Below are 25,138 nucleotides of genomic sequence, written 5' to 3'. Positions count from 1 at the left end.
ATTTCTCGGCCGCTGAGATATCCGGCATGTCCTTCGCGGACATGCTGTGGTGGCTCTCGGATTGAGCAGGGGGTAACCGATGGCAAAAATGCAGTTAGCCCTGGTGATCGGGGGCGCCGTCGCATCGTCGGTCGGCGCCGCGTTCAAGAACGTCGAAGGGCGCATTTCCAAGCTCGAACAGAAGGGCAACAAGGCCAAGGTGCTCAAGAGCACCATTGGCGAGACCATGAAGCTGCAGGCCGAGTGGAAGCGGGCGCACGACGCCGGGGCCGCCGGCGCCGACAAGCTGCTGCGCAAGCTCAATGGCAATCTGGATTCGCTGCGCAAGCAGGGCATCGAGGTTGGCCGCCTAAGCCGCGAATATCAGCGCCTGGCCCGCGAGGCGAAGGGCGCCGACCTGCAGCTTAAGGGTCACCAGCAAATCGACACCGGCCGCTCGGGGCTCAAGTCCAACGCGGCGGCGGCCGCTGTGGGCGTAGGCCTGGCGGCTGTGCCGACCAAGATCAGCGCCGACTATCAGGCGATCATCCGCGACATTGCGATCAAGGCTGATGCGGTCAACAAGCCCGAAGAAGTGCAGCTCAGCCGCACCGTGATTCAGACGGCCAAAGACACTGGCATGGGCCGCAATGATGTGGCTGACCTGATCAACCAGCTGGTCGGCGCCGGCATGGAGCTGGACAAGGCCATGGCCTATGCGCCGACAGCGGCCAAGTTCGCAGTCGGCCAAGGCGCCTCGGGCGTCGACACGGCCAGCATGATCATGGCGCTACAGCAAAACGCCAAGATCAGCGATCCCAAGGTCATGGAGCAGGCGCTGGAGGCCATCGCCTACCAGGGCCAGGCGGGCAGCTTCGAGGCCAGCGACATGGCCAAGTGGTTCCCGCAATTGCTCGCCGGCATGGAAAAGAACGGCATCACCGGCATGGATTCGGTCGCGTCCCTGGGCGCGATGCTGCAGGTGCAGATGAAAACCGCCGGCAGTTCGGATGAAGCGGCGAACAACTTCAAGAACTGGATGGAGAAGATCGGTTCCAGCGATGTGGTCAAGGCCTACAAGGATGCAGGTATCGACTATCAGGCCTCGCTGAATACCGGCCTGCAGAAGGGCATGAACGTTATCGAGTCTTCCATGGACCTGGCCATGAAGTACGTCGAAGCGACAGACCCGGCGAAAGCCAAGAAGATGAAAGAGGCCCAGGCCAACATCGACAAGGAAGTTGACCCGGAGAAGGCCAGGGCGGCGCTGGAGGCCCTGGAGAAGACCCTGCGCACTGGCGACCTGTTCGCCGACATGCAGGTCAAGGCGGCGCTGACCGCCTATGCGCAAAACCGGGGGCTGTATGCCGACCTGAAAGCCGATTCGCAGAAGGCGACGGGCATTCTGGATAAGAACCTGGCCGAGCGCCGCGAGACTTCTAAACAGGCCTGGGCTGAGACCCTCCAGGCGGTCGACGACGCCATGCGCAGCATTGGCGATGCCATCCGCCCGGCCACCGACATGGCGGCGAAAGGGCTGACGGCGGTGGCCCAGGGCATCACCACGCTGTCGGACAAGTTTCCCGCCGCGATCATGGGGCTGTCGGGCCTGGCGGCGGGCATTAGCGCCCTGTTGGCCGTGCGCAGCAGTGCCAGGGTAGCGCGTGGTGCGTTCAACGTTGCGCGCGGCCGCGCCTGGAGCGCTGGGCGCGGTGGCAAGGCCGAGGATGCCCTGGGCGAGGGGACGGCTCCCAAGACCCGTAGCCGCGTGCTTAGCGCCGGCGTGGGCGCGCTGGGTAAGGTGTTCGGCGTCGAGGCCAGCAACGACCCGGCCCCAGGCGTCACCAGCGAGCCGCAGCGCGTGTTTGTGGTCAATGCCGATGCCATCGGCCGGATGGGAGGCGCAGCGGCCAATTCAGCCCCCGCAGAGCCTGGTAGCCGCCGTGCGCGCCGCCGTCGCCGGCGGCGTGCGGGAACCATGGCCGATGCACGCCGCGCGCCGGTGGCGCCGAGCGCTGCGCCGGTGGCGGGCGTTGCCGCGTTCGCCGGTGCCGGTAGCGCCGGCGGTGCCAACAACCTCGGGCGCATGGTGCGCAACGTGCGCGGCGTCACGAAGATGGCCGGCAAGCTGCCGGGCGGGCAGCTGCTCGATGCGGTACCGGGCGTGCTCGATGTGGCGCTGAACGCTCAAACCCAGGACGAAAAGGCCGAGGGTTACGGCGGCGTGGCCGGTGGTATGGCCGGCGCGATGGCGGGTGCGATGGCGGGTGCGACGATTGGCTCGGTTGTGCCGGTCATTGGTACGGCCGTGGGCGGCGCCATTGGCGCGGCACTGGGCGGCCTGGGCGGCGAATCCGTCGGCGGCTGGCTGGGCAAAAAATGGTTCGGTGAGGAAAAGCCCGAGTCGGATCAGGTGGCAAGCGCCGAACCAGCGGCGCCGACGGTCAATGAGCCCGCGTCTGTGCCGGCCCTGCCGGTTGCGGGAGCGATGCCGGCACCGGTGGTCAAGGACCTGGCGCCGGCGGCGGTCACCACCCGGCCGGCCGCGCCGTCCAAGCCGGTCGACCAGATGACTGACGCCGAGGTCGAGCAGGCCTACGCCAAGCTGCCGAAGTCCGCCCAGCGCGATCTGTTCGATGGCGTGGGTGGGTTCGGTGGTACCGGCGCGGGCCTGGGCGAGGACTTCGCCCCGACCTTGACGCTGGATGCCAAGTCCGCCAAGCCACGCCCTGAGCCGCCGCCGGTGGATCAGACCCAGGCACTCGGCATGGCTGTGCGCGAGCTGCAGAAGGTGCCGCAGCTGCCGCCGTCGATTGCCCCGGTGGTTTCGCAGGTGGTCAAGGGTGGCGGTGAGCCTGGCGCCATGGGCGATGTGGTGCGCTCGCTGGTGGCCTCGGCGCAGCCGGCGGCGGCCCTCCCGGCGACCAGGGCCGTCGAGAAGGCCAAGTCCGAGCCGGCGAAGGTCGACCAGGCGTTTACCTTCGCGCCGGTCATGCCCATTACCGTGCATGGTGATGTGAAAGACCCCAACCAGATCGTGCGCGAAGCCGAGCAGGCGCTGCGCGTGATGTTTGAAGGGTTCCAGCGCGAGACGACGGCCCGCCTGGCCTCGGTTAGCTTGTTTGATGCGGCGGATGTCGCTTAAGGAGGTGCCATGGCCTACATGGAACTGATGGGGTCGACGCTGTCGTCTCTGGTGGCGGCTGGCCAGGCCGGCCGTACCAGCCTCGACGGCATGCTAGGCCCGTTGAATGGGGCCGTCCGTGACATGACGGGCGCCGCCTCGGAGCTGGAAAGCCTGCCGATCGTTGGCCCGATGGTGGGTGAAAAGTTGCAGCGCACCATGCGGCAGATCAATGCGGCCCAGTCCGCAGTGGGGCAGGTGGCGGCGAAGTACAGCCAGGCCGTTTCGGCGGCCTCGCAGGTACAGGAGCGCCTGGGCACGCTCAAGGAACAGGCGTCCAAGGCGGGGGCGGCGATCAATCGCATGGCCGGGAAGCTCAGCCCAAGCCTGGGCAATATCTTTCCGAGCAGTGCGCTGGGCGCCGACATGACGCCGGCGGCCGAGGCGGTGAAGCCGTTCCCGCATCTGCTGATCATCCAGCCGCAAGACCCGAAGCTTAAGCCCTACCACTTCAACCTGGACACGGCCGCGTTTGACGAGCTGACACGCAAAACCGCGTTCCGCTGGGCTGGGCAGGAGCGTCTGACGCGCGATATCGCGCAGCAGGCGGTGGGGCAGGGTGAGGACAGGCTGACGATCAAGGGCGCGATCTTCCCGCTGTTCCGGGGCGGCATCGGCCAGTTGAACGAATTGCGCAGCATCGGCCGGCGCCTGCAGCCACTGACCCTGACCACGGGTTACGGCGAGGTGCTGGGCACCTGGTGCCTATTGAGCGTGGACGAGGAACAGGGGGCGCTGCTCGCCGGCGGCATCCCGCGCAAGCAGGGCTTTAACTTGGAGTTTGTCGCCTATGGCAATGACATGCAGAACGTCTGAGGGCGACTTGCTCGACAGCCTGTGCCACGCCTACTACGGCACCCTGGTGGGCACCGTCGAGGCCGTGTTGCAGGCCAACCAGGGTCTGGCCGAGGAAGCGCAGCCGTACCGCGCCGGCGTGCTGATCTACCTGCCTGACCTGGCAGCGGCCGAGACCGAGCAAGTCACCTTGTGGGATTGATCCCGCGTTACGCGTAACGAACCCCGCCCTGTGCGGGGTTTTTCTTTTCTGGAGCAACCCCATGAAGCCCACGTTTCAAATTGTCGCGGATGGCAAGGACATTACCGCGCTGATCAATGACCGCCTGCTGTTGCTGCGCACCTCGGACAAGCCCGGCATGGAGTCGGACGAATTCGAGCTGCGCATTGACGACCGCGACCAGGCTGTCGGCTTGCCGGGGCGCGGTGGCCGGGTCGAGATATTCCTGGGCTATGAGGGGCGAGCCCTGGCGCGCCTGGGTAGCTACACGGTCGATGAGATCGAAGTCACCGGCCCGCCGGACACCATCAGCGTGCGCGGCAAGGCCAGCGACATGCGCGGCAGTGGCAAGACCACCCGCAGCGGCAGCTGGGAGGATGTGGCGCTGGCCAAGATCGTCAGTGACGTTGCCGCCCGCAATGGCTGGGAGGCGGGCTGTACGGTGCAAACCAAGGTGCCACGCGTCGACCAGCGCAACGAATCCGACTTCAATTTCATCACGCGCCTGGCCAAGCAGTACGACTGCACCGCCAAGGTGGCCAGCGGCAAGCTGGTGGTGCTGCCGCGCCAGGGCGGGCAGAGCGCGAGCGGCAAGGCAATCAGTACCGTCACCATCAGCCGCGCCGATGTGAGCCGCTATTCGTTCCGCCTGGGCGATCGTGGCACGCAGAAGGCGGTGAAGACCCAGCACCAGGACAAGGCCACCGGCAAGCTGAGCGTGGTGGAGCTGGGCAACGACGACGCCCCGGCCGGCCTGCCGGGCGTGCACACCGACCGCCATATCTACCCCAACAAGAGCGCCGCCGAGCAGGCGGCCAAGGCGCGGCTGGCTGCGTTCAACCGCAGCACCGCCGCCGTGCGCCTGCAAATGGCCGGGCGTACCGATCTGTTTGCCGAGCGGACCATCAGCGCCCAGGGCTTCAAGAGCGGGCTCGATGGCGAATACCTGGTGGACAGCGTGGAACAGGTGTTTACCGCCTCGGGCTGGACCACGACCGTCGAGTGCAACGGCGGCAAGAAGGGCAAGGCCACCGCCAAAGGCAGGAAGAAAAAAGAAACCAAGACGCTCAAGACCGTGGACGTAGGTCCCGCGTGAGCAAACACACCTAGGAGTAAGCAAGCATGAGCATTACCCCGCAGCAGCTGTTGCAGATTCTCCCGAACGCCGGCCCCAAAGCCGGCGTTTTTGCACCTGCCCTCAATGCCGCCATGGGCGCGCGCGGCATCGTCACGCCGGCGCGGCAGGCGGCGTTTATCGCGCAAATCGGCCATGAGTCGGGCCAGTTCCGTTATGTGCGCGAGCTGGGCAATGACAAGTACCTGGCCAAGTACGACACCGGCACGCTGGCGGCGCGCCTGGGCAACACGCCGGCGGCCGATGGCGATGGCCAGAAGTATCGCGGCCGGGGCCTGATCCAGATTACCGGCCACGATAATTACCAGGCCTGTGGCGAGGCGCTGGGCCTCGACCTGATCAACCAACCTGAGCTGCTGGAGCTGCCGCAGCACGCGGCCGCGTCGGCGGCCTGGTTCTGGCAGTCGCGTGGCCTGAACACGCTGGCGGATCGCGGCGACTTCGTCGGCATCACCCGCAGGATCAATGGCGGAGTCAACGGCATCGCCGACCGCATGGCGCTGTGGGAGAAGGCTCGCAAGGTGCTGGGCGTATGACCGGCCCTAGACCGCGCTTGGCACTGCTGATACTGGTGCTGGGCGTAGCGTCCCACTGGGGCGTCTACCTGCATGGCAGGGCGGTGGAACGCGCCGAAGCCGCCCGTGCATCAGCAGAACGTGACAGCAGCGACCGTCTGGCCGAGGTGATCGGCGAACAGGGCGCCCGAAAGGAAGAACAGCGACGCGCCCAGGCGCAGGAGGAGGCAAGAGCCCATGCCCAAGAAGAAAGAACGACTGCTGACGCTGGCAATGCTGGCGCCGATGCTGCTGGCCAGCGGCTGCGCGACCAAGGTGCCAAGCTTGCCGCCGCCGTCAGTTGCTCCGGCACGGATACCGCCGCTATCGCCCGAGGCCAAGCAGCCACCCGCGCCGCCATGGTGCTCTCCGAACTGCGCGACCGGGCTGATGCACGAGCGGGAGAGCTGGCAAAAGCTTATGACCGAGCCCGAATAGCGGGGCAGCTTTGTGAATCGTCCTATAATGCTCTGGTTCCATAGCAGGATTAGACAATGAAAAGAACGTTGGCAGGCATAGCTCTCGCCGGCGAACCACTGCTTCGTCAAGCCTTGGAGGCCATACGTGCACATCGAGCAGCCGAGGAGAATGGTTCGCCCATTGAAGAAGTTGAGCGTCTACGTCTGCTCGCCGATTCGCTTTACAACGCGGCCATTGACTACCAGCTGGTCGCAGCTGCTCAGCCACCAACCACTATCCAATGACAGCCGCCACGGGGGATACAAATGAGCGACAAACCGCCACCCCTGTTACCCGATCATCCCATGTATGGCGATGCTGTGGCTGCGATGAAGCGGTACCACGAAGCTCAGACGGCAGGCGAATCTGCCGAAAAGGTTGAGCGTTTGCGGTTAATTGCCGAGTCGCAGTTCCAGGCGGTCACCGACTACCAGCTCAAAGCGTTAGGCGGCCCTGCTGGCCCGGTTCACTAATTGGGCCACATGCCTCGACCTCCTGCCTGAGCAAATGAGCACAGTCCGCCGAGCGGTACTGGCGCGGGTGCTTTGCCTGATGCTGAAATACTGTATCAATATACAGTATTCGGTGCAGCATGTACTTCCTCCTCGTTCGCCGGCGCGTGAATGGTGTAGCCATCCCTTCAGATCAGCTGAGGAAGGTCCAGCCCCTGCGGGCTGACATCCATATAGGTGACCACCACAGTGAGCCGCTAGGCCGGGTATCGACCCAGGCCTGGGTATTCAATCCGTCTCCCGGGCCCGACATCATCCCCCGGTTGCACGACGCCAAGCTTAATGGCATGGCTCAGCTCGGCCTCAACATCAACGGGGTTGAGGAAATCGACGGCACCCTTTACGCCCAGTCATGGTGGTGCCGAGCGGTGGGTGATTATGGCAACTGAGCTTCCGCAGGCCTGGTTGGTCGAGCTGAACGACCAAGTTGCCCTGATGGCTGATCCCGATGGGCGCGCAGCAGTGCTCGATGAGATGGCCTATGCCGCACGCCGGCGGCGAGAGGTCGATGACGGCGACCTGGTCGACATGCTGGAGATCGTCGAGTCGGCCAGGCTGTGGGCCCTTGATGAATCCGAGAGGGGTTGGGAGTAGGTCGGCAGAGCGCCGGAGGAGTGCGAAAATCGATTCCAAAACTGAAATGGCGACCCTTGCAGTATGCGGCCTATAGCCGTGCCGTTTCGTCTTTGTTTTGGAATCGATTTTGCCTTGCAGGATGCATGAATTGGGGGGTTATCACACGGTCTTGAAAACCGTCGATGGGCAACTATCCTAGAGTTCGAATCTCTACGCTTCCGCCATCATTCCTCATTAAAGCCCTGATTATTCAGGGCTTTTTTGGTTTTCACGGCCCCGTTCTTTATCTGGGGGCAAACCCCAGGCCTCCGTCGCGAGGCAGAGGAGCGAGCAGGAAGAGTCGAGTTGAACGCTCGACCAGCGTGCCAACCGCAGAATGGTGCGGCCGCCAAGCTTGCCACTAGTTCACGATTGCAGGCCTCTGGCATCTGCTCGCGCTTGGATTTAAAGAGCCTGACGAATTGCTTCCTCACAGATTCGCATAGACCCATTGGCCGGAAAACCAATCTGTAGACGATTGATAATGAATTCGGGTGCCTTGACCTTTTTACGATAACTACACGTGTCGGATCCCGGCACTGTCGATGGGTTTCTTAAATCGGCGTGTAATTTTATGCGCGTCAATATTTTGCACTCTGAACAAGCCAATATCTTGTCGCATTACGAAAGTTGAATCTTCGGCAGATGGCAGCCTCGCTATGACTCTAAAGTCAAAGAGCCCAATGCTGAACGTTTTTTGGTTCCGTCGGCTTAACTTAAAAGATGGACCTGTTTCAAATCCTGACACTACGGGCAGGCTTCCTGCAGGCCCGGAGCGGGCGAGCACGGTCGGAATGAAGGAAACGAGTAACACTCGCATCTAGCGTTGCTTAATGGGGCTTTTACCGGTGTTCCAGAATGCGAGCAGGGTGGCTGAGCTCGCAGGTAGAAGCAAGAAATGTTGCCTTTAATGTCGAAATGTCATTAGGCCATTATTTGCGTTATTGCTTATTATTGAGTAACTAGGAACAATGGCTACGTCATAAGCTAGTTGAATTAGGAGGACTAGTAGTTGACGCCAAAAAACAAACGCCAATAAGAACAAACATCCTTGTAGCCAGCCGAAGACTCGAAGCATGGCGACCATGGAAGCCAAATGCACACGTTACCCGGGAGAGCCCCCTTGAGCATCGCCATAGTCAAAAGTATTGTTGGCCAGGTAATTGCCATTTCCCCAGAGGGCACCCAGCGTGTGCTTGTGGAAGGGGACCGAGTGTTCGCGGGTGAACAGATCCAGACCGGCCCTGGTGGTGCGGTGAGCTTGGAGCTGGCCGATGGACGCATCCTCGACCTGGGGCGCGATACCCAGTGGAGCGCCGATGCTCCAGATAGCGTGGTCGACCTGAGCGCAGCCACTGCTCAGGCCGCACCATCCGTTGAGGAGCTGCAACAAGCCATCGCCGCCGGTGCTGACCCGACAACCGCACTCGAAGCGACCGCAGCAGGCCCAACCGGGGCAGGTGCGAACCCTGGTGGCATCGGGGGCGGCCACTCGTTTGTGATGCTTGAAGCAGTGGGCGGGTCGGTCGCCCCTACCATTGGTTTCCCCACTGGGCCACTTGGCGTTGCTGTCGAGCAAGCGCGAGAGTTCGTGGGCAATGCAACACCGGCACAGCAGGCAGCGGTGCTAGTACCTGAAGTACCACCCGAGCCCCAGCCGATTGCGGCCACGCTGACCCTGAGCAGCAACAATGTGCAGGAAGGGGGGCTAACCAGCATCACCGGTACCCTGAGCCAGCCGGCAGGAAGGGATTTCACGGTGACCCTGAGCAATGGCCAGACTTTGTCGTTCAAGGCCGGTGAAACGGTCGCAACGACCGGTGAGTTCGCTGCCCAGAGTGATGATGTGTTCCAGGACGGTGAAATCCAGAACATCACCGTCACCAATGCGGGCGACCATGGCTTTGGCAGCCTCAATACCGGTGCAACTTCTACCCTCACTGTCACCGATACCGTCGATACCGTGAGGGCCGAGCTGAGTATCTCGCCGAACCCAGCAGTGGAAGGGCAGGCGGTGACTTACACCATTACCCTGACCGGTCCTGCCGGTGCCGATTTGACTCAGCACGGTGGTCTGTCCATCACCCTGAGCAATGGCGAGGTGATCAACATCCCTGCGGGCCAGGTCAGCGGTTCGCAAACCGCTAACCTGGCGAACGACTTCTATGTGGGCAGTAGTGCTCCGAGCATCGCTATCTCCGGGATCACCGAGCAAGGTACAGGCAAACAGGTCTTTGAGAATCTGGTCAAAGGCGACCCGGTCACCCTGCAGATCACTGACGAACCGGGCACCCCAGGTAACCCTGGTACGCCGGGCACGCCGAATGGTGGCGATGAAGTGACGCTGACCCTCACCGGCAATGCCGTGCAGGAAGGGGGGCAGACCACTATTACCGGTACCCTGAGCCACCCGGCAGGCCAGGCCTTTACCGTCACCCTGAGTAACGGCCAGGCCCTGAGCTTTGCCGAGGGCGCGCTTACTGCGACCACCAATCCGTTCGTAGCCCAGAGCGATGACGTATTCAAGGATGGCGAAACCCAGACCGTCAGCGTGATCGATGCCGGTAGCCACAACTTCGAAAACCTGAACACCAGCGCCACCACGACCGTCACCGTGAGCGACACCGTCGACACCGTGAAGGCTGAGCTGAGCATCTCGCCGAACCCGGCCGTCGAAGGCCAGGCGGTGACTTACACCATTACCCTGACCGGGCCGGCCGGTGCCGATTTGACCCAGCATGGCGGCCTAGATATCGAGCTGAGCAACGGTAAGGTGGTTCACATCGCAGCCGGGCAGATCAGTGGCTCGCAGTCGGGTGTTCTGGCGGACAACGTCTATGTCGGCAGCAGTGCTCCGAGCATCGCAATCTCCGGGATCACCGAGCAAGGCACGGGCAAACAGGTCTTTGAGAACCTGGTCAAAGGCGACCCGGTCACCCTGCAGATCGCCGACGAACCGGGCACCCCAGGCAATCCTGGCACCCCGGGTACACCGAATGGCGGCGATGAAGTGACGCTGACCCTCACCGGTAATACCGTGCAGGAAGGCAACACCACGACCATCACCGGCACCCTGAGCCATCCGGCAGGCCAGGCCTTTACCGTCACCTTGAGCAACGGCCAGACCCTGACCTTCGCCAAGGACGCCACCACCGCCACCACCGCACCGTTCGTGGCACAGAGCGATGACGTGTTCCGTGACGGCGAAACCCAGACCGTCAGCGTGATCGATGCCGGTAGCCATAACTTCGAGAACCTGAACACCAGCGCCACCACGACGATCACCGTGAGCGACACCGTCGACACCGTGAAGGCCGAGTTGAGCATCTCGCCGAACCCGGCCGTGGAAGGCCAGGCGGTGACCTACACCATCACCCTGACCGGTCCTGCCGGTGCCGACCTGACCCAGCATGGCGGTCTGGATATCGAGCTGAGCAATGGCAAAGTGGTGCACATCGCCGCTGGGCAGATCAGTGGCTCGCAGTCGGGCGTCCTGGCGGACAACGTCTATGTCGGCAGCAGTACCTCAAGCATCGCCATCAACGGAATTACCGAGCAAGGCACTGGCAAACAGGTCTTTGAGAACCTGGTCAAAGGCGATCCGGTCACCCTGCAGATCACCGACGAACCGGGCACGCCAGGCAACCCTGGCACCCCGGGTACACCGAATGGTGGCGATGAAGTGACGTTGACCCTGACCGGCAATGCCGTGCAGGAAGGCACCACCACGACCATCACCGGCACCCTAAGTCACCCAGCGGGCCAGGCCTTCACCGTCACCCTGAGCAACGGCCAGACCCTGAGCTTTGCCAAGGACGCCACCACCGCTACCACCGCACCGTTCGTGGCGCAGAGCGATGACGTGTTCCGTGACGGCGAAACCCAGACCGTCAGCGTGATCGATGCCGGTAGCCATAACTTCGAGAACCTGAACACCAGCGCCACCACGACGATCACCGTGAGCGACACCGTCGACACCGTGAAGGCCGAGTTGAGCATCTCGCCGAACCCGGCCGTGGAAGGCCAGGCGGTGACCTACACCATCACCCTGACCGGTCCTGCCGGTGCCGACCTGACCCAGCATGGCGGTCTGGATATCGAGCTGAGCAACGGTAAGGTGGTTCACATCGCAGCCGGGCAGATCAGTGGCTCGCAGTCGGGTGTTCTGGCGGACAACGTCTATATCGGCAGCAGTGCTCCAAGCATCGCCATCAACGGGATCACCGAGCAAGGCACGGGCAAACAGGTCTTTGAGAACCTGGTCAAAGGCGATCCGGTCACCCTGCAGATCACCGACGAACCGGGCACGCCAGGCAACCCTGGCACCCCGGGCACACCGAATGGTGGCGATGAAGTGACGCTGACCCTCACCGGCAATGCCGTGCAGGAAGGCAACACCACGACCATCACCGGCACCCTGAGCCACCCGGCAGGCCAGACCTTCACCGTCACCCTGAGCAACGGCCAGACCCTGACCTTCGCCAAGGACGCCACCACGGCGACCACCGCACCGTTCGTGGCACAGAGCGATGACGTGTTCCGTGACGGCGAAACCCAGACCGTCAGCGTGATCGATGCCGGTAGCCATAACTTCGAGAACCTGAACACCAGCGCCACCACGACGATCACCGTGAGCGACACCGTCGACACCGTGAAGGCCGAGTTGAGCATCTCGCCGAACCCGGCCGTGGAAGGCCAGGCGGTGACCTACACCATCACCCTGACCGGTCCTGCCGGTGCCGACCTGACCCAGCATGGCGGTCTGGATATCGAGCTGAGCAATGGCAAAGTGGTGCACATCGCCGCTGGGCAGATCAGTGGCTCGCAGTCGGGCGTCCTGGCGGACAACGTCTATGTCGGCAGCAGTACCTCAAGCATCTCCATCAACGGAATTACCGAGCAAGGCACTGGCAAACAGGTCTTTGAGAACCTGGTCAAAGGCGATCCGGTCACCCTGCAGATCACCGACGAACCGGGCACGCCAGGCAACCCTGGCACCCCGGGTACACCGAATGGTGGCGATGAAGTGACGTTGACCCTGACCGGCAATGCCGTGCAGGAAGGCACCACCACGACCATCACCGGCACCCTAAGTCACCCAGCGGGCCAGGCCTTCACCGTCACCCTGAGCAACGGCCAGACCCTGAGCTTTGCCAAGGACGCCACCACCGCTACCACCGCACCGTTCGTGGCGCAGAGCGATGACGTGTTCCGTGACGGCGAAACCCAGACCGTCAGCGTGATCGATGCCGGTAGCCATAACTTCGAGAACCTGAACACCAGCGCCACCACGACGATCACCGTGAGCGACACCGTCGACACCGTGAAGGCCGAGTTGAGCATCTCGCCGAACCCGGCCGTGGAAGGCCAGGCGGTGACCTACACCATCACCCTGACCGGTCCTGCCGGTGCCGACCTGACCCAGCATGGCGGTCTGGATATCGAGCTGAGCAATGGCAAAGTGGTGCACATCGCCGCTGGGCAGATCAGTGGCTCGCAGTCGGGCGTCCTGGCGGACAACGTCTATGTCGGCAGCAGTACCTCAAGCATCGCCATCAACGGAATTACCGAGCAAGGCACTGGCAAACAGGTCTTTGAGAACCTGGTCAAAGGCGACCCGGTCACCCTGCAGATCACCGACGAACCAGGCACCCCAGGCAACCCTGGTACCCCGGGCACGCCGAATGGTGGCGATGAAGTGACGCTGACCCTCACCGGCAATGCCGTGCAGGAAGGGGGGCAGACCACTATTACCGGTACCCTGAGCCACCCGGCAGGCCAAGCCTTCACCGTCACCCTGAGTAACGGCCAGGCCCTGAGCTTTGCCAAGGACGCCACCACCGCTACCACCGCACCGTTCGTGGCGCAGAGCGATGATGTGTACCGTGACGGCGAAACTCAGACCATCAGCGTGACGAATGCGGGCAGCCACAATTTCGAGAATCTGAACACCAGTGCCACCACGACCGTTACGGTGAGCGACACCGTCGACACCGTGAAGGCTGAGCTGAGCATCTCGCCGAACCCGGCCGTCGAAGGCCAGGCGGTGACTTACACCATTACCCTGACCGGGCCGGCCGGTGCCGATTTGACCCAGCATGGCGGCCTAGATATCGAGCTGAGCAACGGTAAGGTGGTTCACATCGCAGCCGGGCAGATCAGTGGCTCGCAGTCGGGTGTTCTGGCGGACAACGTCTATATCGGCAGCAGTGCTCCAAGCATCGCCATCAACGGGATCACCGAGCAAGGCACGGGCAAACAGGTCTTTGAGAACCTGGTCAAAGGCGATCCGGTCACCCTGCAGATCACCGACGAACCGGGCACGCCAGGCAACCCTGGCACCCCGGGCACACCGAATGGTGGCGATGAAGTGACGCTGACCCTCACCGGCAATGCCGTGCAGGAAGGCAACACCACAACCATCACCGGCACCCTGAGCCACCCGGCAGGCCAGGCCTTTACCGTCACCCTGAGCAACGGCCAGACCCTGAGCTTTGCCAAGGACGCCACCACCGCCACCACCGCGCCGTTTGTGGCACAGGGCGATGACGTGTTCCGTGACGGCGAAACCCAGACCGTCAGCGTGATCGATGCCGGTAGCCACAACTTCGAAAACCTGAACACCAGCGCCACCACGACCGTCACCGTGAGCGACACCGTCGACACCGTGAAGGCTGAGCTGAGCATCTCGCCGAACCCGGCCGTCGAAGGCCAGGCGGTGACTTACACCATTACCCTGACCGGGCCGGCCGGTGCCGATTTGACCCAGCATGGCGGCCTAGATATCGAGCTGAGCAACGGTAAGGTGGTTCACATCGCAGCCGGGCAGATCAGTGGCTCGCAGTCGGGTGTTCTGGCGGACAACGTCTATATCGGCAGCAGTGCTCCAAGCATCGCCATCAACGGGATCACCGAGCAAGGCACGGGCAAACAGGTCTTTGAGAACCTGGTCAAAGGCGATCCGGTCACCCTGCAGATCACCGACGAACCGGGCACGCCAGGCAACCCTGGCACCCCGGGCACACCGAATGGTGGCGATGAAGTGACGCTGACCCTCACCGGCAATGCCGTGCAGGAAGGCAACACCACGACCATCACCGGCACCCTGAGCCACCCGGCAGGCCAGACCTTCGCCGTCACCCTGAGCAACGGCCAGACCCTGACCTTCGCCAAGGACGCCACCACGGCGACCACCGCACCGTTCGTGGCACAGAGCGATGACGTTTTCCGTGACGGCGAAACCCAGACCATCAGTGTGATCGATGCTGGTAGCCATAATTTCGAGAACCTGAACACCAGTGCCACCACGACCGTCACCGTGAGCGACACCGTCGACACCGTGAAGGCTGAGCTGAGCATCTCGCCGAACCCGGCGGTGGAAGGCCAGACGGTGACCTACACCATCACCCTGACCGGTCCTGCCGGTGCCGACCTGACCCAGCATGGCGGTCTGGATATCGAGCTGAGCAATGGCAAAGTGGTGCACATTACAGCCGGGCAGATCAGTGGCTCGCAGTCGGGTGTTCTGGCGGACAACGTCTATGTCGGCAGCAGTGCCCCAAGCATCGCCATCAACGGGATCACCGAGCAAGGCACCGGCAAACAGGTCTTTGAAAACCTGGTCAAAGGTAACCCGGTCACCCTGCAGATCACCGACGAGCCGGGCACCCCAGGCAACCCTGGTACCCCGGGCACGCCGAATGGTGGCGATGAAGTGACGTTGACCCTCACCGGCAATGCCGTGCAGGAAGGCAACACCACGACCATCACCGGCACCCTGAGCCATCCGGCAGGCCAGGCCTTTACCGTCACCTTGAGCAACGGCCAGACCCTGAGCTTCGCCAAGGACGCCACCACCGCCACCACCGCACCGTTCGTGGCGCAGAGCGATGACGTGTTCCGTGACGGCGAAACCCAGACCATCAGCGTGACGAATGCAGGCAACCACAACTTCGAAAACCTGAACACCAGCGCCACCACGACCCTCACGGTCACCGATACCATCAACACCGTGACGGTCGTGCTGAGCGCTTCGCCCAACCCGGCAGCCAAGGGCCAGGAGGTGACCTACACGGTCAATCTGGAAGCGCCGGCTGGCATGAGCGCAAGCAACCATGGCGGCCTGACCATCAAGCTGGACAATGGCCTGACCATCATGGTGGCGGCGGGCAGCACCACCGGCACGGTGAAAGGTGCCATTCCCGACAATGTCTTCGTGGGTGGTGGCAGCGTGTCCGTGGGCATCGACCAGATCACGCAGAATGGCACGGGTAGCAAGGTGTTCGAGAACCTGGTCCCGGGCGCCAGCGTTGCCGTGGGCATGACCAATGCCACGCCAACCATCACTTCGGGTGCCGCGCTGGTGTCCGAGGAGGGGCTGATCGGCGGGAACAAAGACACCGTCGGTTCACCAGCCGACCAAAGCGACAGCAAGTCGTTCGCTGGCAAGCTGACGGTCAGCGATATCGATACGCCGTCGGCCAACCTTTCGGTCAGCCTGGCAGCACCATCGACAGCGCTGACATCCTCTGGCCAGAGTGTGCAATGGGCGTTGTCCAATGGCGGCAAGACCCTGACCGGCACGGCCGGTGGCAAGGACGTGATCGAAATCAGGATCGACAACGCTGGCAACTACACCGTGGAACTGAAGGGGCCGCTCGACCATCCGAACCCGGCGGCCGAGGATGTACTGTCCCTCAACGTTGGTGTCAGCGTTTCCGACGGCAGCACCTCATCGACCGGCACGCTGACAATCAGCGTCGAGGACGACAGCCCGACCTTCGCCATCAGTGACAATGCCGGCATGTGGAACACTGTCGGGTACACGGCGGTCGGCGACACGCACTTCCTGGCGGGTGGTGATGGCGTGGGGACGCTGAAGTTCGGCAGCATCGTTGGCCTGCCTTCGGGCTGGAGCAGCAAGGCAACGGATGCAAGCGGCACCACGGTGGAAGTCTTCGACGGTACCACGAAGGTGTTCACGCTTGCCTTGGGAGCGGATGGGCAATACACCGTCACCCAGAACGCCGTGCGCGAAGGTAGCCGAGATACGTTCAACCTTGAAGGTTTGAAATCCGGGAATACCTCAACCCTGTCCGTCACTTTCAACAGCGGCTTGACAGCCACCTTCGAAGCCTTGGCCAGTGCTACAGGGAAGCCGACGATCAACGTCGGCAATGGGTTGGGGGTGGGTAACAACCACTTCTCTGCCAACGAAAAGTTCTCCTTGGCGTTCACCGATGCCCAGCAGCACGCCGTCTCGATGAAAGAGGTCACGCTAGGCATTGCGCGGCTTCAGGTCAGCGGTGACGTCAATATCATTGCCTCCTACAAGGACGCCAATGGTGTTGTGCATGAAGCGACGAAGACGTACACCATCACTTCTGGCTCCGAGGCCATAAAGATTCTGGCCAGTGACTTTACGGGCCTTGCCGGGCACGCCTTCGACACGATTACCCTGGCTGCACCGAGCAATAGTACGCTTGACACCACCTTCACCAAACTTACCTATGTAGAGGAGAAACCTGCCAGCGACCTGAACTTCACGGTCCATGTCATCGGCACCGACCACGATGGTGATTCGGCAAGCAGCTCGTTCGTGGTGACATCCCATGGTGACGCAGCCTCGTCGACGTCGATGAGCACGATGTCGCTGATGGCGAGCGACACATCGGACAGCGCCTCCACGTCCCTGCTTGGCAGCGAGGACCACATCCTGTTCGTGGGGGCAGGGGACAGCACCGTCACCGGCAGCAGCGGCATCGCCGAGTCCTTCGTGTGGACGGCAGGTGATACCGGCCATGACGTGATCAGGAACTTCAATGCTGATGAAGGCGACCGCCTGGACCTGAGTGCGCTGCTGCAGGGGGAATCGCTGTCGACCATCGACAACTATTTGAAAATTACCACGGTCAATGGCGAGTCGACCTTGCAGGTCAGCACCCAGGGCAAGTTCACACCCGACGGTGACACCAGCAGCGCTGATGTGTCGATCAAGCTCGAAGGTGTGAACTGGTCGAATACCACAGTCAGTTCGCTGGTCAGTGGTGGCGATCCAACCATCAAGATCGACCATTCCCAGCAATGAGCCATACCCTGCGGCAGTCGCCAGGCCGCCGCGGGGTTCGCTCTGTGGCTTGGTTCGGTGAACGGCGTGAGGATCAGGCGATGTGCCGCAGAGCATTATTCGCGGGCAAGCCAACTCCTGCAGGTTTTACTGCAGGGTCACCGGCTTCATGCCATCCGGCAGCTTTTGAATGGCTGCCTCCATCCGCGCGACGGCTGCCGCAAGTTCGTCCGCCTCCTTGTCCTTGCCCTCCCTTCTCAGGCGGTCACGCTCAAGGCGCAGGTTAAGCAAATTCTTCTGTAGTTTCAGGGCCGAGGTATTGAACGGATCCATGCTTTTCTCATGCTGTAGGCTTCCGTGCCGCTGTAGGAAAACTGGACCGTAGCAGTTCGAATTTGCTGGAGAAACTGATGTTTCATACAGGCAAATCCCACTACATAGATTCTTCCTACATTGCGCGGTAAAAGATCCTACAGTCAGCGTTTCAAATCATGTCTTTCAAACCCTCCTGAGCCCGCATGGTAGGTGGCGATGATAGGTGTTTGGCAATGCAGGCCCTCAAGGCGGATTGATCCAGAGGCTGCAGTGCTTTTCGAAACCTTATGTAGCAATTGCCGCCCCGCGCGCTACAGGTGGTCCGCATCCATCACCGCCTAGGTGAATGTCTGAGGCGCTTCCTGCGGCAAGTTGTTAAGCGGGTCGAAGTCATCCGCCGCTGTAGCGGCTGGCTGGGGCTGCTGTGCTGCAGCCGTGGTGATGTCCGCCGTCAGCAGGCCAGGTGGCAGCAGGGTACAGGCGAGCAGTGTACGGCTGAAACGGTGTGGCAGGGTGGTGGTCGAGTGGCGGGTAGACATCGGGCATCTGCGCCCATCCGCTTCGCCAAGAGCAGGTGCAGATGGTGCGCCCGCTCAATGGCTGGGTCTGGTGTCGCCGCCATGGCAATGACGAGTTGGCTGGTTGCCTGCGCAGAAGCTTCAGCGGTTGACCTGAAGCGAGTCAGCAATCAGAACCTGCTCCGTGCGCAGGATGCGCGCGTAATCCAGAGCCAGGTTGCTCAACGACAGCGCATGTACATCCTCCGCCGGCCAAAGCCGGCCTTGCAGGTCGTGCTGGTCAAAGGTGAAGCAGGCATCTTCCACCACCACCACATCGAAACCGAGATTGCCCGCCGAGCGTGCGGTGGATTCCACGGAGTTGTTGGTAATTACCCCGGCGATGACCAGTGCGTTGATGCTGCGCGCATGCAGCCAGCGCTCCAGGCCGGAGTTGGCGAAGGCATCGGGCACATGTTTGTCGAACACGGTTTCGCTGGCCAGTGGGGTAAATGCGGGCTGGAATTCGCAACCGGACTGGCCCGGCCAGAACACCGAGTCTACCGAGCGGGACAGGTGGCGCACATGGATCACCCGGCGTCCTGACCGACGCCACGCAGCCAGCAGATCGCCTATACGCAGTTCGGCCTCAGGGTTGTTGCGCCGGCCCAGGCGCGGGTGGTGGATGCCAATCTGTAGGTCGATCAACAACAAGGCAGCGTTGGTCGCGAAAGCGGTCATGAAGGGATGGCACTCCTGGGCAGGTTCGAGCGCTTGACCCTAGCACAGCGTGGATGACTGCAAAAATTGCTGTCACGCGTAAGTGCCAGATGCGCTGCTCTTGTGGGAGATGGCCCAGCCCTTTGGGCTGCGCTGTCGCGTAGATAACTGAAATTGCAAGCAATCCGCGTACCCGGTGGGAGCGGCTTTAGCCGCGCAGAATCCAACGCGGTGCATGGCACCGGCTGCGCCGGTGTTCGCGGCTGAAGCCGCTCCCACAGGGCCCCTGCTAATTCAATGAGTTATGTGCAGTTCTATGGGAGCGGCGCCTTGTGTCGCGAAAGGGGCCGCAGCGGCCCCAGATTTGCATCCCTCAAGAGTGCCGGGGCCGCCCTGCGGCCCTTTCGCGACGCAAGGCCGCTCCCACAAAAGCACCGGTGTCTCACATCTGATCCGCTTTTTTTCCATAAACCTGAATCTGTAACGGTATCAGCCCAAGCCCGACAATATGCCCATTCCCGCATCACACTTGTAGAGGTTCCAATGGGCAAGCTCGCACTATTCCTGGGTGGTTTTCTGCTGCTGACCATTCTGATCGGTATTCTTGGCACCATTCCGCCAAGCTGACGTTCACCACCGTTATCCCTCGCGGCCTGCCTCTCCTTCGGGCGGGCTCATTCCTCTTCGTTGTTGGCCGATTCACCCTACCGATTTGTACGATAAGTCATTCTTTGCACTGGGAAAACTGTCCACAAAAAACGTGGGTAGGTCTGTGGATAAAGTGCTGCAAGCCAGGCCCGCGGCGGGCTCTGTTAAATTGAGCAGAAATTGAACAGCCGTTTCAGGGCGTTGTTTCAGTAGGCCAGGCCGGTGCGGCGCAGGGCTGCCAGCAGGTCGCGTACCCGCGCCGGCAGCTCGCCGGCGGGGTACACGGCATGCATCTGCGGGTCCTGGCCGTTGCTGGAGGTCAGGCGGTACTGCGGGCATACCCGCACCAGCCGCCCGGCCTTGACCTGTGCTTCGCCGACCCAGGCGGCCAGGCGGGCGATACCGGCGCCGGCCAAGGTGCTGTGGTACACCGCGTCACCTGAGTCCAGGCGCAGCCTGGGCCTGGGGCGCAGGCTGGTAATCTGGCCGTCGCGGCAGAAGTGCCAGGCCTTGAGGATGCGCGGGGCGGTGTGCAGGATCAGCGCGTGGCCTTCGAGGTCCTCGGGTTGTTGTGGCGTGCCGGCCAGGGCCAGGTATTCAGGGCTTGCATACAGGTGGCGCTGGTAATCCCACAGTGGGTAGCCGATCAGCTCGCTCGACTGCGGGAAGGCACCGCGCACCACGAAATCGAACTTGCCTTGCAGCGGGTCCAGGGCCCCGTCGCTGTACTGCACATCCAGGGTTACCCGGGGGTGGCAGCGGGAAAACTCGGCAAGCACCTGGGGCAGTACATGTTCACCCAGTACCTGCGGCACGGCGAAGCGGATCCAGCCTTGTGCACTGCCGCTGAGCGCGGCCAGTTCGTCGGCGGCATCACGTTGCACATCCAGCAAGCGTTCGGCGTGTGGCAGCAGGCGCTCGCCGGCTTCGGTCAGGGTCACGGCATTGGCGTTGCGGTTGAGCAGTTTGCTCCCGGCGTTGTCTTCCAGGGTTTGCACCGCGCGGGTAACCGCGCTGGGTGAGCGCCCCAGGGCGCGGGCGGCGGCGACGAAGCTGCGCTTGTGCGCCACGCTGACGAACGCCTGTATTTCCCGCAGCATGTCCAACGCCATTGCCTGCTCCTCGTTGCAGTTTTCGCAATATGGCATTTCAACACAAGCGCGGCACTTTGATTAGCCTTGCAGGCGTCTTAACTGCCTGGAACCGCGTCATGATGGATATCGCTGTGCTTTCCGTGTTCGCCTTCGCCGCTGGGCTGATCGACGCCGCCGTGGGTGGCGGTGGGCTGATCCAGATTCCGGCCTTGTTCAACGTGCTGCCCACCGCGCAACCGGCGGCACTGCTCGGTAGCAACAAGCTGGCGTCGGTGTGTGGCACGGCCTTCGCTGCGCGTTCGTTCTTCCGCAGGGTGACGCTGGACTGGGGATTGATCGTGCCGGCAGCGCTCAGTGCGTTCGTAATGTCGTTCGCCGGTGCCGCCACGGTGTCGCTGGTGCCGCCCAGCGTGATGCGCCCGGCGGTGCTGGTGCTGATCGTGCTGATGGCCATCTACACCTTCTGCAAGAAGGACTTCGGCACGCTGCACAAACCCACAAGGATCGGCCGCAAGGAGCAGTGCCTGGCGGTACTGATCGGTGGTGCGATCGGCTTTTACGATGGCCTGTTCGGGCCGGGTACCGGCAGCTTCCTGATCTTCCTGTTCATCCGCTTCTTCGCCTTGGACTTCCTGCACGCCTCGGCGTCGGCCAAGGTGGTGAACATCGCCACCAACCTGGCGGCGCTGGTGTTCTTCGTGCCATCAGGCAATGTGCTGTACGCCATCGCCTTGCCCATGGCGGTGTGCAACATCCTCGGCGCGCTGACCGGTACCTGGCTGGCGGTGCGCAAGGGCGCGGGCTTTGTGCGTGGGTTGTTCCTGGTGCTCTTGTGCGTGCTGATCGCCAAGTTGACGTGGGACCTGCTGGGTGGCTAGTTCACATCGCCTGGCGTTGTGGCTCGGCCTGTTCGACGCGATTGCGGCCATGGGCCTTGGCGCGGTACAGCGCCTGGTCGGCGCGTGCCAGCAGTTCATCAAGGGAGGGGGCCGGCATGTCGGCGGCACAACCGGCCAGGCCGATACTGACGGTAATCTGCAGGGACTGGCCGGCCTGCATCACATGCAGGTCCTGCACCGCACGGCGCAGGCGCTCGGCAGTGAACTTGGCCCGATCTGGCGCGAGGCCCGGTAGGACCACGACAAATTCCTCGCCGCCCAGGCGAGCGAACAGTTCACCATCGTGCAACTGGTCCTGCAGGGTGCTGGCGAACTGGCGCAGCACCTGGTCACCGACCGCATGGCCATGGACATCATTGATCGACTTGAAGTGGTCGATGTCTAGCATCATCAGGGTCAGCGGCAGCGCCTGGGCGTGTTGCTGGCGGCTTTCCAGCAGCGCGTTGGCGCGGCGGGTGAAGGCGCTGCGGGTGAGCACACCTGTGAGGTGGTCGATGCTGGCCTGATGCGCCAGGCGGGCCATCAGGCTGCGGTTGGCCTGGCTGACGCAGGCCACCACCAGCGGCCCGAGCACCAGCATGGCGATGCCCAGGCGCGCCGACATCAGTGTGGTCACTCCGGGCTCGCTTTGCGGCACGCTGAAATGCATGAGGTTTTGCGCCACCGCCACGATCAGCGTGCTGCCAGCGGTGAGTGTCAGCAGAGAAACCAGGAACGGTGAGTAAGTCCAGGCGCACCACAGCAGCGCGGCAATCGGGAAGGCAATGGCCCCGGGGCCGCCGAAGGCAATGCTGAACGCCAGCGAGGCCAGCAGCACCAGCAACGGCGCCAGGCGGATGGCCTGGGCGCCACCGCGCACCAGCGCTCGTGCCGAAGGGGCTGTCAGCAGCACTGGCAGCACCAGCACGCTGGTCGAGAACTGTTCACTGAACCAGGCCAGCCAGGTAGCGCGCAACGACTGTTCGAACCACGGCGCGGCCACTGCCGCCGCCATGCTGGCAGCCACTATTGCCCCGGCGGCACTGGCGCCGAACACGCTGAGGACGCCGTGGGGAGTACGCATCCGTCGGTGCAGGCGTGGCAAGCGCGAGAGCATCAGCCAGAGTGTGACCACCACGCCCAGGTTGCACAGGTTGAACCACAGGGCAGGCACCCAGGCGCTGCCGCACAGCAGGTCGGCGCCGACCATGGCCAGCCAGACCAGGGTAAAGCCCGTCAGCGTGGCTTGGCGGGGGTAGCGCAGTAGCACCCCAGCCAGGACCACATTGACCGGCCAGAACAGCGACAGGGATTCGATCGGGCGGGCCAGGATGCCGCCCAGCGTCAGGGCGAAGGTCAGGCCGAGTAGAACGACGTAGTGCAACAAGCGCGATTGGGCTGGAAAAACCATGGGCTCGACCGGCAAGGCGGAAACGAAATCCAGGACAACGGCTTGAACCACCTGGGGCAATTGCGCATAAGTGTGTTTCGTCAGGGGACTTGATGTCAATCTGCCGCGATCGGTCGAGATAATGCCAAATCGCCTTCATTCGTAGCCAAGCCCTACAGCCCAAAGAACCACGGCACCATCAACACGGTCACCAGCATCACCAGTATGGTGAACGGCACGCCAACTTTGACGAAGTCGGCGAAGCGGTATTGCCCCGGGCCAAGTACCAGGGTGTTCACCGGCGATGACACCGGCGTCATGAAGGCCGCCGAGGCAGCCAGCGCCACGGTCATGGCAAAAGGGTAGGGCGACATGCCCAGCTGCGTGGCGGTGCTGACGGCCACGGGGGCCATCAGTACCGCAGTGGCCGTGTTGGAGATGAACAGGCCGATCACCGCCGTGACCGCGAACAGGCAGGCAAGGATGGCACTGGGGCCGGCACCGCCCAGCACGCTGACCAGGCCGCCCACTGCCAGGTCGATGCCGCCGGTTTTCTGCAGCGCCTGGGCAAAGGGCAGCATACCGACGATCAGCACCAGGCTTTGCCAGTGGATGGCCCGGTAGGCGCTGTTCATGTCGATGCAGCGGCCTGCGCCCATCAGCAGGCAGCCGATCAGCGCGGCAATGACATTGGGGACCGCGCCGCTGACCATCAGCCCGACCATCACCGCCAGGCTCAGCAACGCCTGTGGTGCGCGGGTGCGGGCGGGCGCGACCAGGTCGATTTCCGCGGGCAGGCTCAGTACCAGGAAGTCCTTGGGCTTGCTTTGCAACTGGCGCACGGCTTTCCACGGGCCGACTACCAGCAGGGTGTCGCCCAGGCGCAGCTTTTCTTCCACCAGCTGTTCTTCGATCGCCACCTGCTCGCGGCGCAAGCCGACAACGTTGAGGTCGAAGCGCGTGCGGAAGGCCAGTTCGAGGATGCTCTTGCCGAGCAGTTTCGAACCCGGTGGCAGCAATACCTCGGCCATGCCCAGCTCCTGGGACTGGTCGATGAAGTAGGCGGCCTTGAAGTGCAGCGGCTCCAGCTGCATGGTCTGGCACAGGCTGCGCAGGTCGTCGCGGTTGGCGAACAGGTCGAGCAGCAGCACATCGCCCTGGTGCAGCACGGTGCTGGAGTCGGCGGCGATCACCCGCGTGGTGAACTTGTGCTGGCGCTCGATGCCGATCACGTTGGCGCCATGTCGGGTGCGCAGCTCCAGCTCGCCCAGGGTATGACCGATCAGCGGTGAATGGGGGCGGATGCGCAGGCGCCGTTCACGGCCATTGAGCTTGTAATCCAGCACCAGGTCCAGCAGGGTGCGGCGGCTTTCCACGCGGCCGTCCTTGCGCACTTCGCCATTCAGCCAGTGCCGGGTCAGCAGCATGTAGCCGATGCCCAGCACCAGCACCACCAGGCCGAACGGGGTGAAGCTGAAGAAGCTGAAGCCCGCTTCGCCATGGCGTACCAGTTCGCTATGTACCACCACGTTGGGCGGTGTGGCCACCAGGCTGAGCATGCCGCTGATCAGGCCGGCGAAAGCCAGCGGCATCATCAGGCGGGCGGGCGAAAGCTGCAGGCGTGCAGCGATGCTCAGCACCACCGGAATGAAAATGGCCACCACGCCGGTGGAGCTCATCATCGAACCCAGCCCCGCCACGGCTACCATAAGCAACACCAGCAGGCGCGCCTCGCTGTTGCCGGCCCGCTCGCTCATCCATTCGCCGATACGGTAGGCAATGCCGGTGCGCACCAGGCCTTCACCGATCACGAACAAGGCGGCGATCAACACCACGTTGGGGTCACTGAAACCGGCCAGCGCCTGCTCCACGGTGAGGATGCCCGACAGCGGCAGGGCAAGGATCACCAGTAGCGCGACCACGTCCATGCGTGGGCGGTTGATGACGAACAGGGTGATGACGATGGCCAGCAGGCCAAGGACCCATAGCAGCTCTTGGTTCATGGGGAGGGGGTGTTCCTTCACACGGGGGCACGATAGACAGTAGCAGCCAGTGTGCCGGATTGTGCTGAAGGGGG

18 protein-coding genes and 1 tRNA gene are annotated in these 25,138 nt (G+C 62.8%); 13 read left to right on the top strand and 6 right to left on the bottom strand.

Annotated features, from left to right (window positions below; translation table 11 throughout):
- Window positions 1-79 precede the first annotated feature (79 nt).
- From E5221_RS17780 to E5221_RS17725, 12 genes are all read left to right on the top strand, one after another.
- Complete coding sequence (locus tag E5221_RS17780; protein ID WP_247846117.1) at window positions 80-3,124, top strand: phage tail tape measure protein; 3,045 nt, start codon at window positions 80-82, stop codon at window positions 3,122-3,124.
- A gap of 9 nt (window positions 3,125-3,133) precedes the next feature.
- Window positions 3,134-3,979, top strand: a complete 846-nt coding sequence (locus tag E5221_RS17775; RefSeq protein WP_247846115.1) for a phage tail protein — start codon at window positions 3,134-3,136, stop codon at window positions 3,977-3,979.
- Window positions 3,954-4,160, top strand: a complete 207-nt coding sequence (locus E5221_RS17770) for a tail protein X (protein WP_031322913.1) — start codon at window positions 3,954-3,956, stop codon at window positions 4,158-4,160. Before E5221_RS17775 ends, E5221_RS17770 begins: the two co-directional genes overlap by 26 nt.
- A 61-nt stretch (window positions 4,161-4,221) precedes the next feature.
- A complete protein-coding gene (locus E5221_RS17765) occupies window positions 4,222-5,274 on the top strand; it encodes a contractile injection system protein, VgrG/Pvc8 family (protein WP_247846113.1) in 1,053 nt (350 codons plus the stop codon).
- 26 nt (window positions 5,275-5,300) lie between these two features.
- Complete coding sequence (locus E5221_RS17760) at window positions 5,301-5,849, top strand: glycoside hydrolase family 19 protein (protein ID WP_247846112.1); 549 nt, start codon at window positions 5,301-5,303, stop codon at window positions 5,847-5,849.
- The gene (locus E5221_RS17755; RefSeq protein WP_247846111.1) at window positions 5,846-6,349 is read left to right on the top strand and encodes a DUF2514 domain-containing protein; all 504 of its coding nucleotides are present in this window, start codon (window positions 5,846-5,848) and stop codon (window positions 6,347-6,349) included. The genes E5221_RS17760 and E5221_RS17755 overlap by 4 nt, the downstream gene beginning before the upstream one ends.
- Window positions 6,350-6,361: 12 nt before the next feature.
- On the top strand, window positions 6,362-6,571 hold the full coding sequence (locus tag E5221_RS17750) for a hypothetical protein (protein WP_247846109.1): 210 nt from the start codon (window positions 6,362-6,364) through the stop codon (window positions 6,569-6,571).
- Window positions 6,572-6,592: 21 nt separating this feature from the next.
- Window positions 6,593-6,799 carry a hypothetical protein gene (locus E5221_RS17745; RefSeq protein WP_247846108.1) on the top strand — a complete coding sequence of 69 codons (207 nt, stop codon included), beginning with the start codon at window positions 6,593-6,595 and terminating at the stop codon, window positions 6,797-6,799.
- 119 nt (window positions 6,800-6,918) lie between these two features.
- A complete protein-coding gene (locus E5221_RS17740; RefSeq protein ID WP_247846106.1) occupies window positions 6,919-7,227 on the top strand; it encodes a hypothetical protein in 309 nt (102 codons plus the stop codon).
- Window positions 7,217-7,432, top strand: coding sequence for a hypothetical protein (locus tag E5221_RS17735; protein WP_247846104.1), 216 nt, complete (start codon window positions 7,217-7,219; stop codon window positions 7,430-7,432). The genes E5221_RS17740 and E5221_RS17735 overlap by 11 nt, the downstream gene beginning before the upstream one ends.
- A gap of 119 nt (window positions 7,433-7,551) precedes the next feature.
- Window positions 7,552-7,638 (top strand) — tRNA-OTHER (locus E5221_RS17730).
- Between the two features lie 938 nt (window positions 7,639-8,576).
- Window positions 8,577-17,540 (top strand): retention module-containing protein, encoded by an 8,964-nt coding sequence (locus E5221_RS17725; protein WP_247846103.1) that lies wholly within the window; start codon window positions 8,577-8,579, stop codon window positions 17,538-17,540.
- Window positions 17,541-17,666: 126 nt separating this feature from the next.
- Here the strand turns inward: E5221_RS17725 and E5221_RS17720 are convergent, their stop codons facing one another.
- From E5221_RS17720 to E5221_RS17705, 4 genes are all read right to left on the bottom strand, one after another.
- Window positions 17,667-17,852, bottom strand: a complete 186-nt coding sequence (locus E5221_RS17720) for a hypothetical protein (RefSeq protein WP_003257393.1) — start codon at window positions 17,850-17,852, stop codon at window positions 17,667-17,669.
- 320 nt (window positions 17,853-18,172) lie between these two features.
- The gene (locus E5221_RS17715) at window positions 18,173-18,373 is read right to left on the bottom strand and encodes a hypothetical protein (RefSeq protein WP_013973221.1); all 201 of its coding nucleotides are present in this window, start codon (window positions 18,371-18,373) and stop codon (window positions 18,173-18,175) included.
- Between the two features lie 120 nt (window positions 18,374-18,493).
- Window positions 18,494-19,072 (bottom strand): cysteine hydrolase family protein, encoded by a 579-nt coding sequence (locus tag E5221_RS17710; protein ID WP_182329394.1) that lies wholly within the window; start codon window positions 19,070-19,072, stop codon window positions 18,494-18,496.
- A gap of 833 nt (window positions 19,073-19,905) precedes the next feature.
- The gene (locus tag E5221_RS17705) at window positions 19,906-20,811 is read right to left on the bottom strand and encodes a LysR family transcriptional regulator (protein WP_247846102.1); all 906 of its coding nucleotides are present in this window, start codon (window positions 20,809-20,811) and stop codon (window positions 19,906-19,908) included.
- A 98-nt stretch (window positions 20,812-20,909) separates the two neighbouring features.
- Here E5221_RS17705 and E5221_RS17700 point away from each other — a divergent pair, with 98 nt between their 5' ends.
- Window positions 20,910-21,671 (top strand): TSUP family transporter, encoded by a 762-nt coding sequence (locus tag E5221_RS17700; protein WP_247846100.1) that lies wholly within the window; start codon window positions 20,910-20,912, stop codon window positions 21,669-21,671.
- Window position 21,672: 1 nt separating this feature from the next.
- Here E5221_RS17700 and E5221_RS17695 read toward each other — a convergent pair whose 3' ends face one another.
- Together E5221_RS17695 and E5221_RS17690 are read right to left on the bottom strand one after the other, a co-directional pair.
- Window positions 21,673-23,097, bottom strand: a complete 1,425-nt coding sequence (locus tag E5221_RS17695) for a GGDEF domain-containing protein (RefSeq protein ID WP_247847751.1) — start codon at window positions 23,095-23,097, stop codon at window positions 21,673-21,675.
- A gap of 137 nt (window positions 23,098-23,234) precedes the next feature.
- The gene (locus tag E5221_RS17690) at window positions 23,235-25,064 is read right to left on the bottom strand and encodes an SLC13 family permease (protein ID WP_039614496.1); all 1,830 of its coding nucleotides are present in this window, start codon (window positions 25,062-25,064) and stop codon (window positions 23,235-23,237) included.
- Window positions 25,065-25,138 lie beyond the last annotated feature (74 nt).

The organism is Pseudomonas sp. A2, assembly GCF_023100865.1.
In the GTDB taxonomy this organism is placed as follows: Bacteria; Pseudomonadota; Gammaproteobacteria; order Pseudomonadales; family Pseudomonadaceae; genus Aquipseudomonas; species Aquipseudomonas asiatica.
This window is presented reverse-complemented; position numbering and strand designations above follow the sequence as displayed.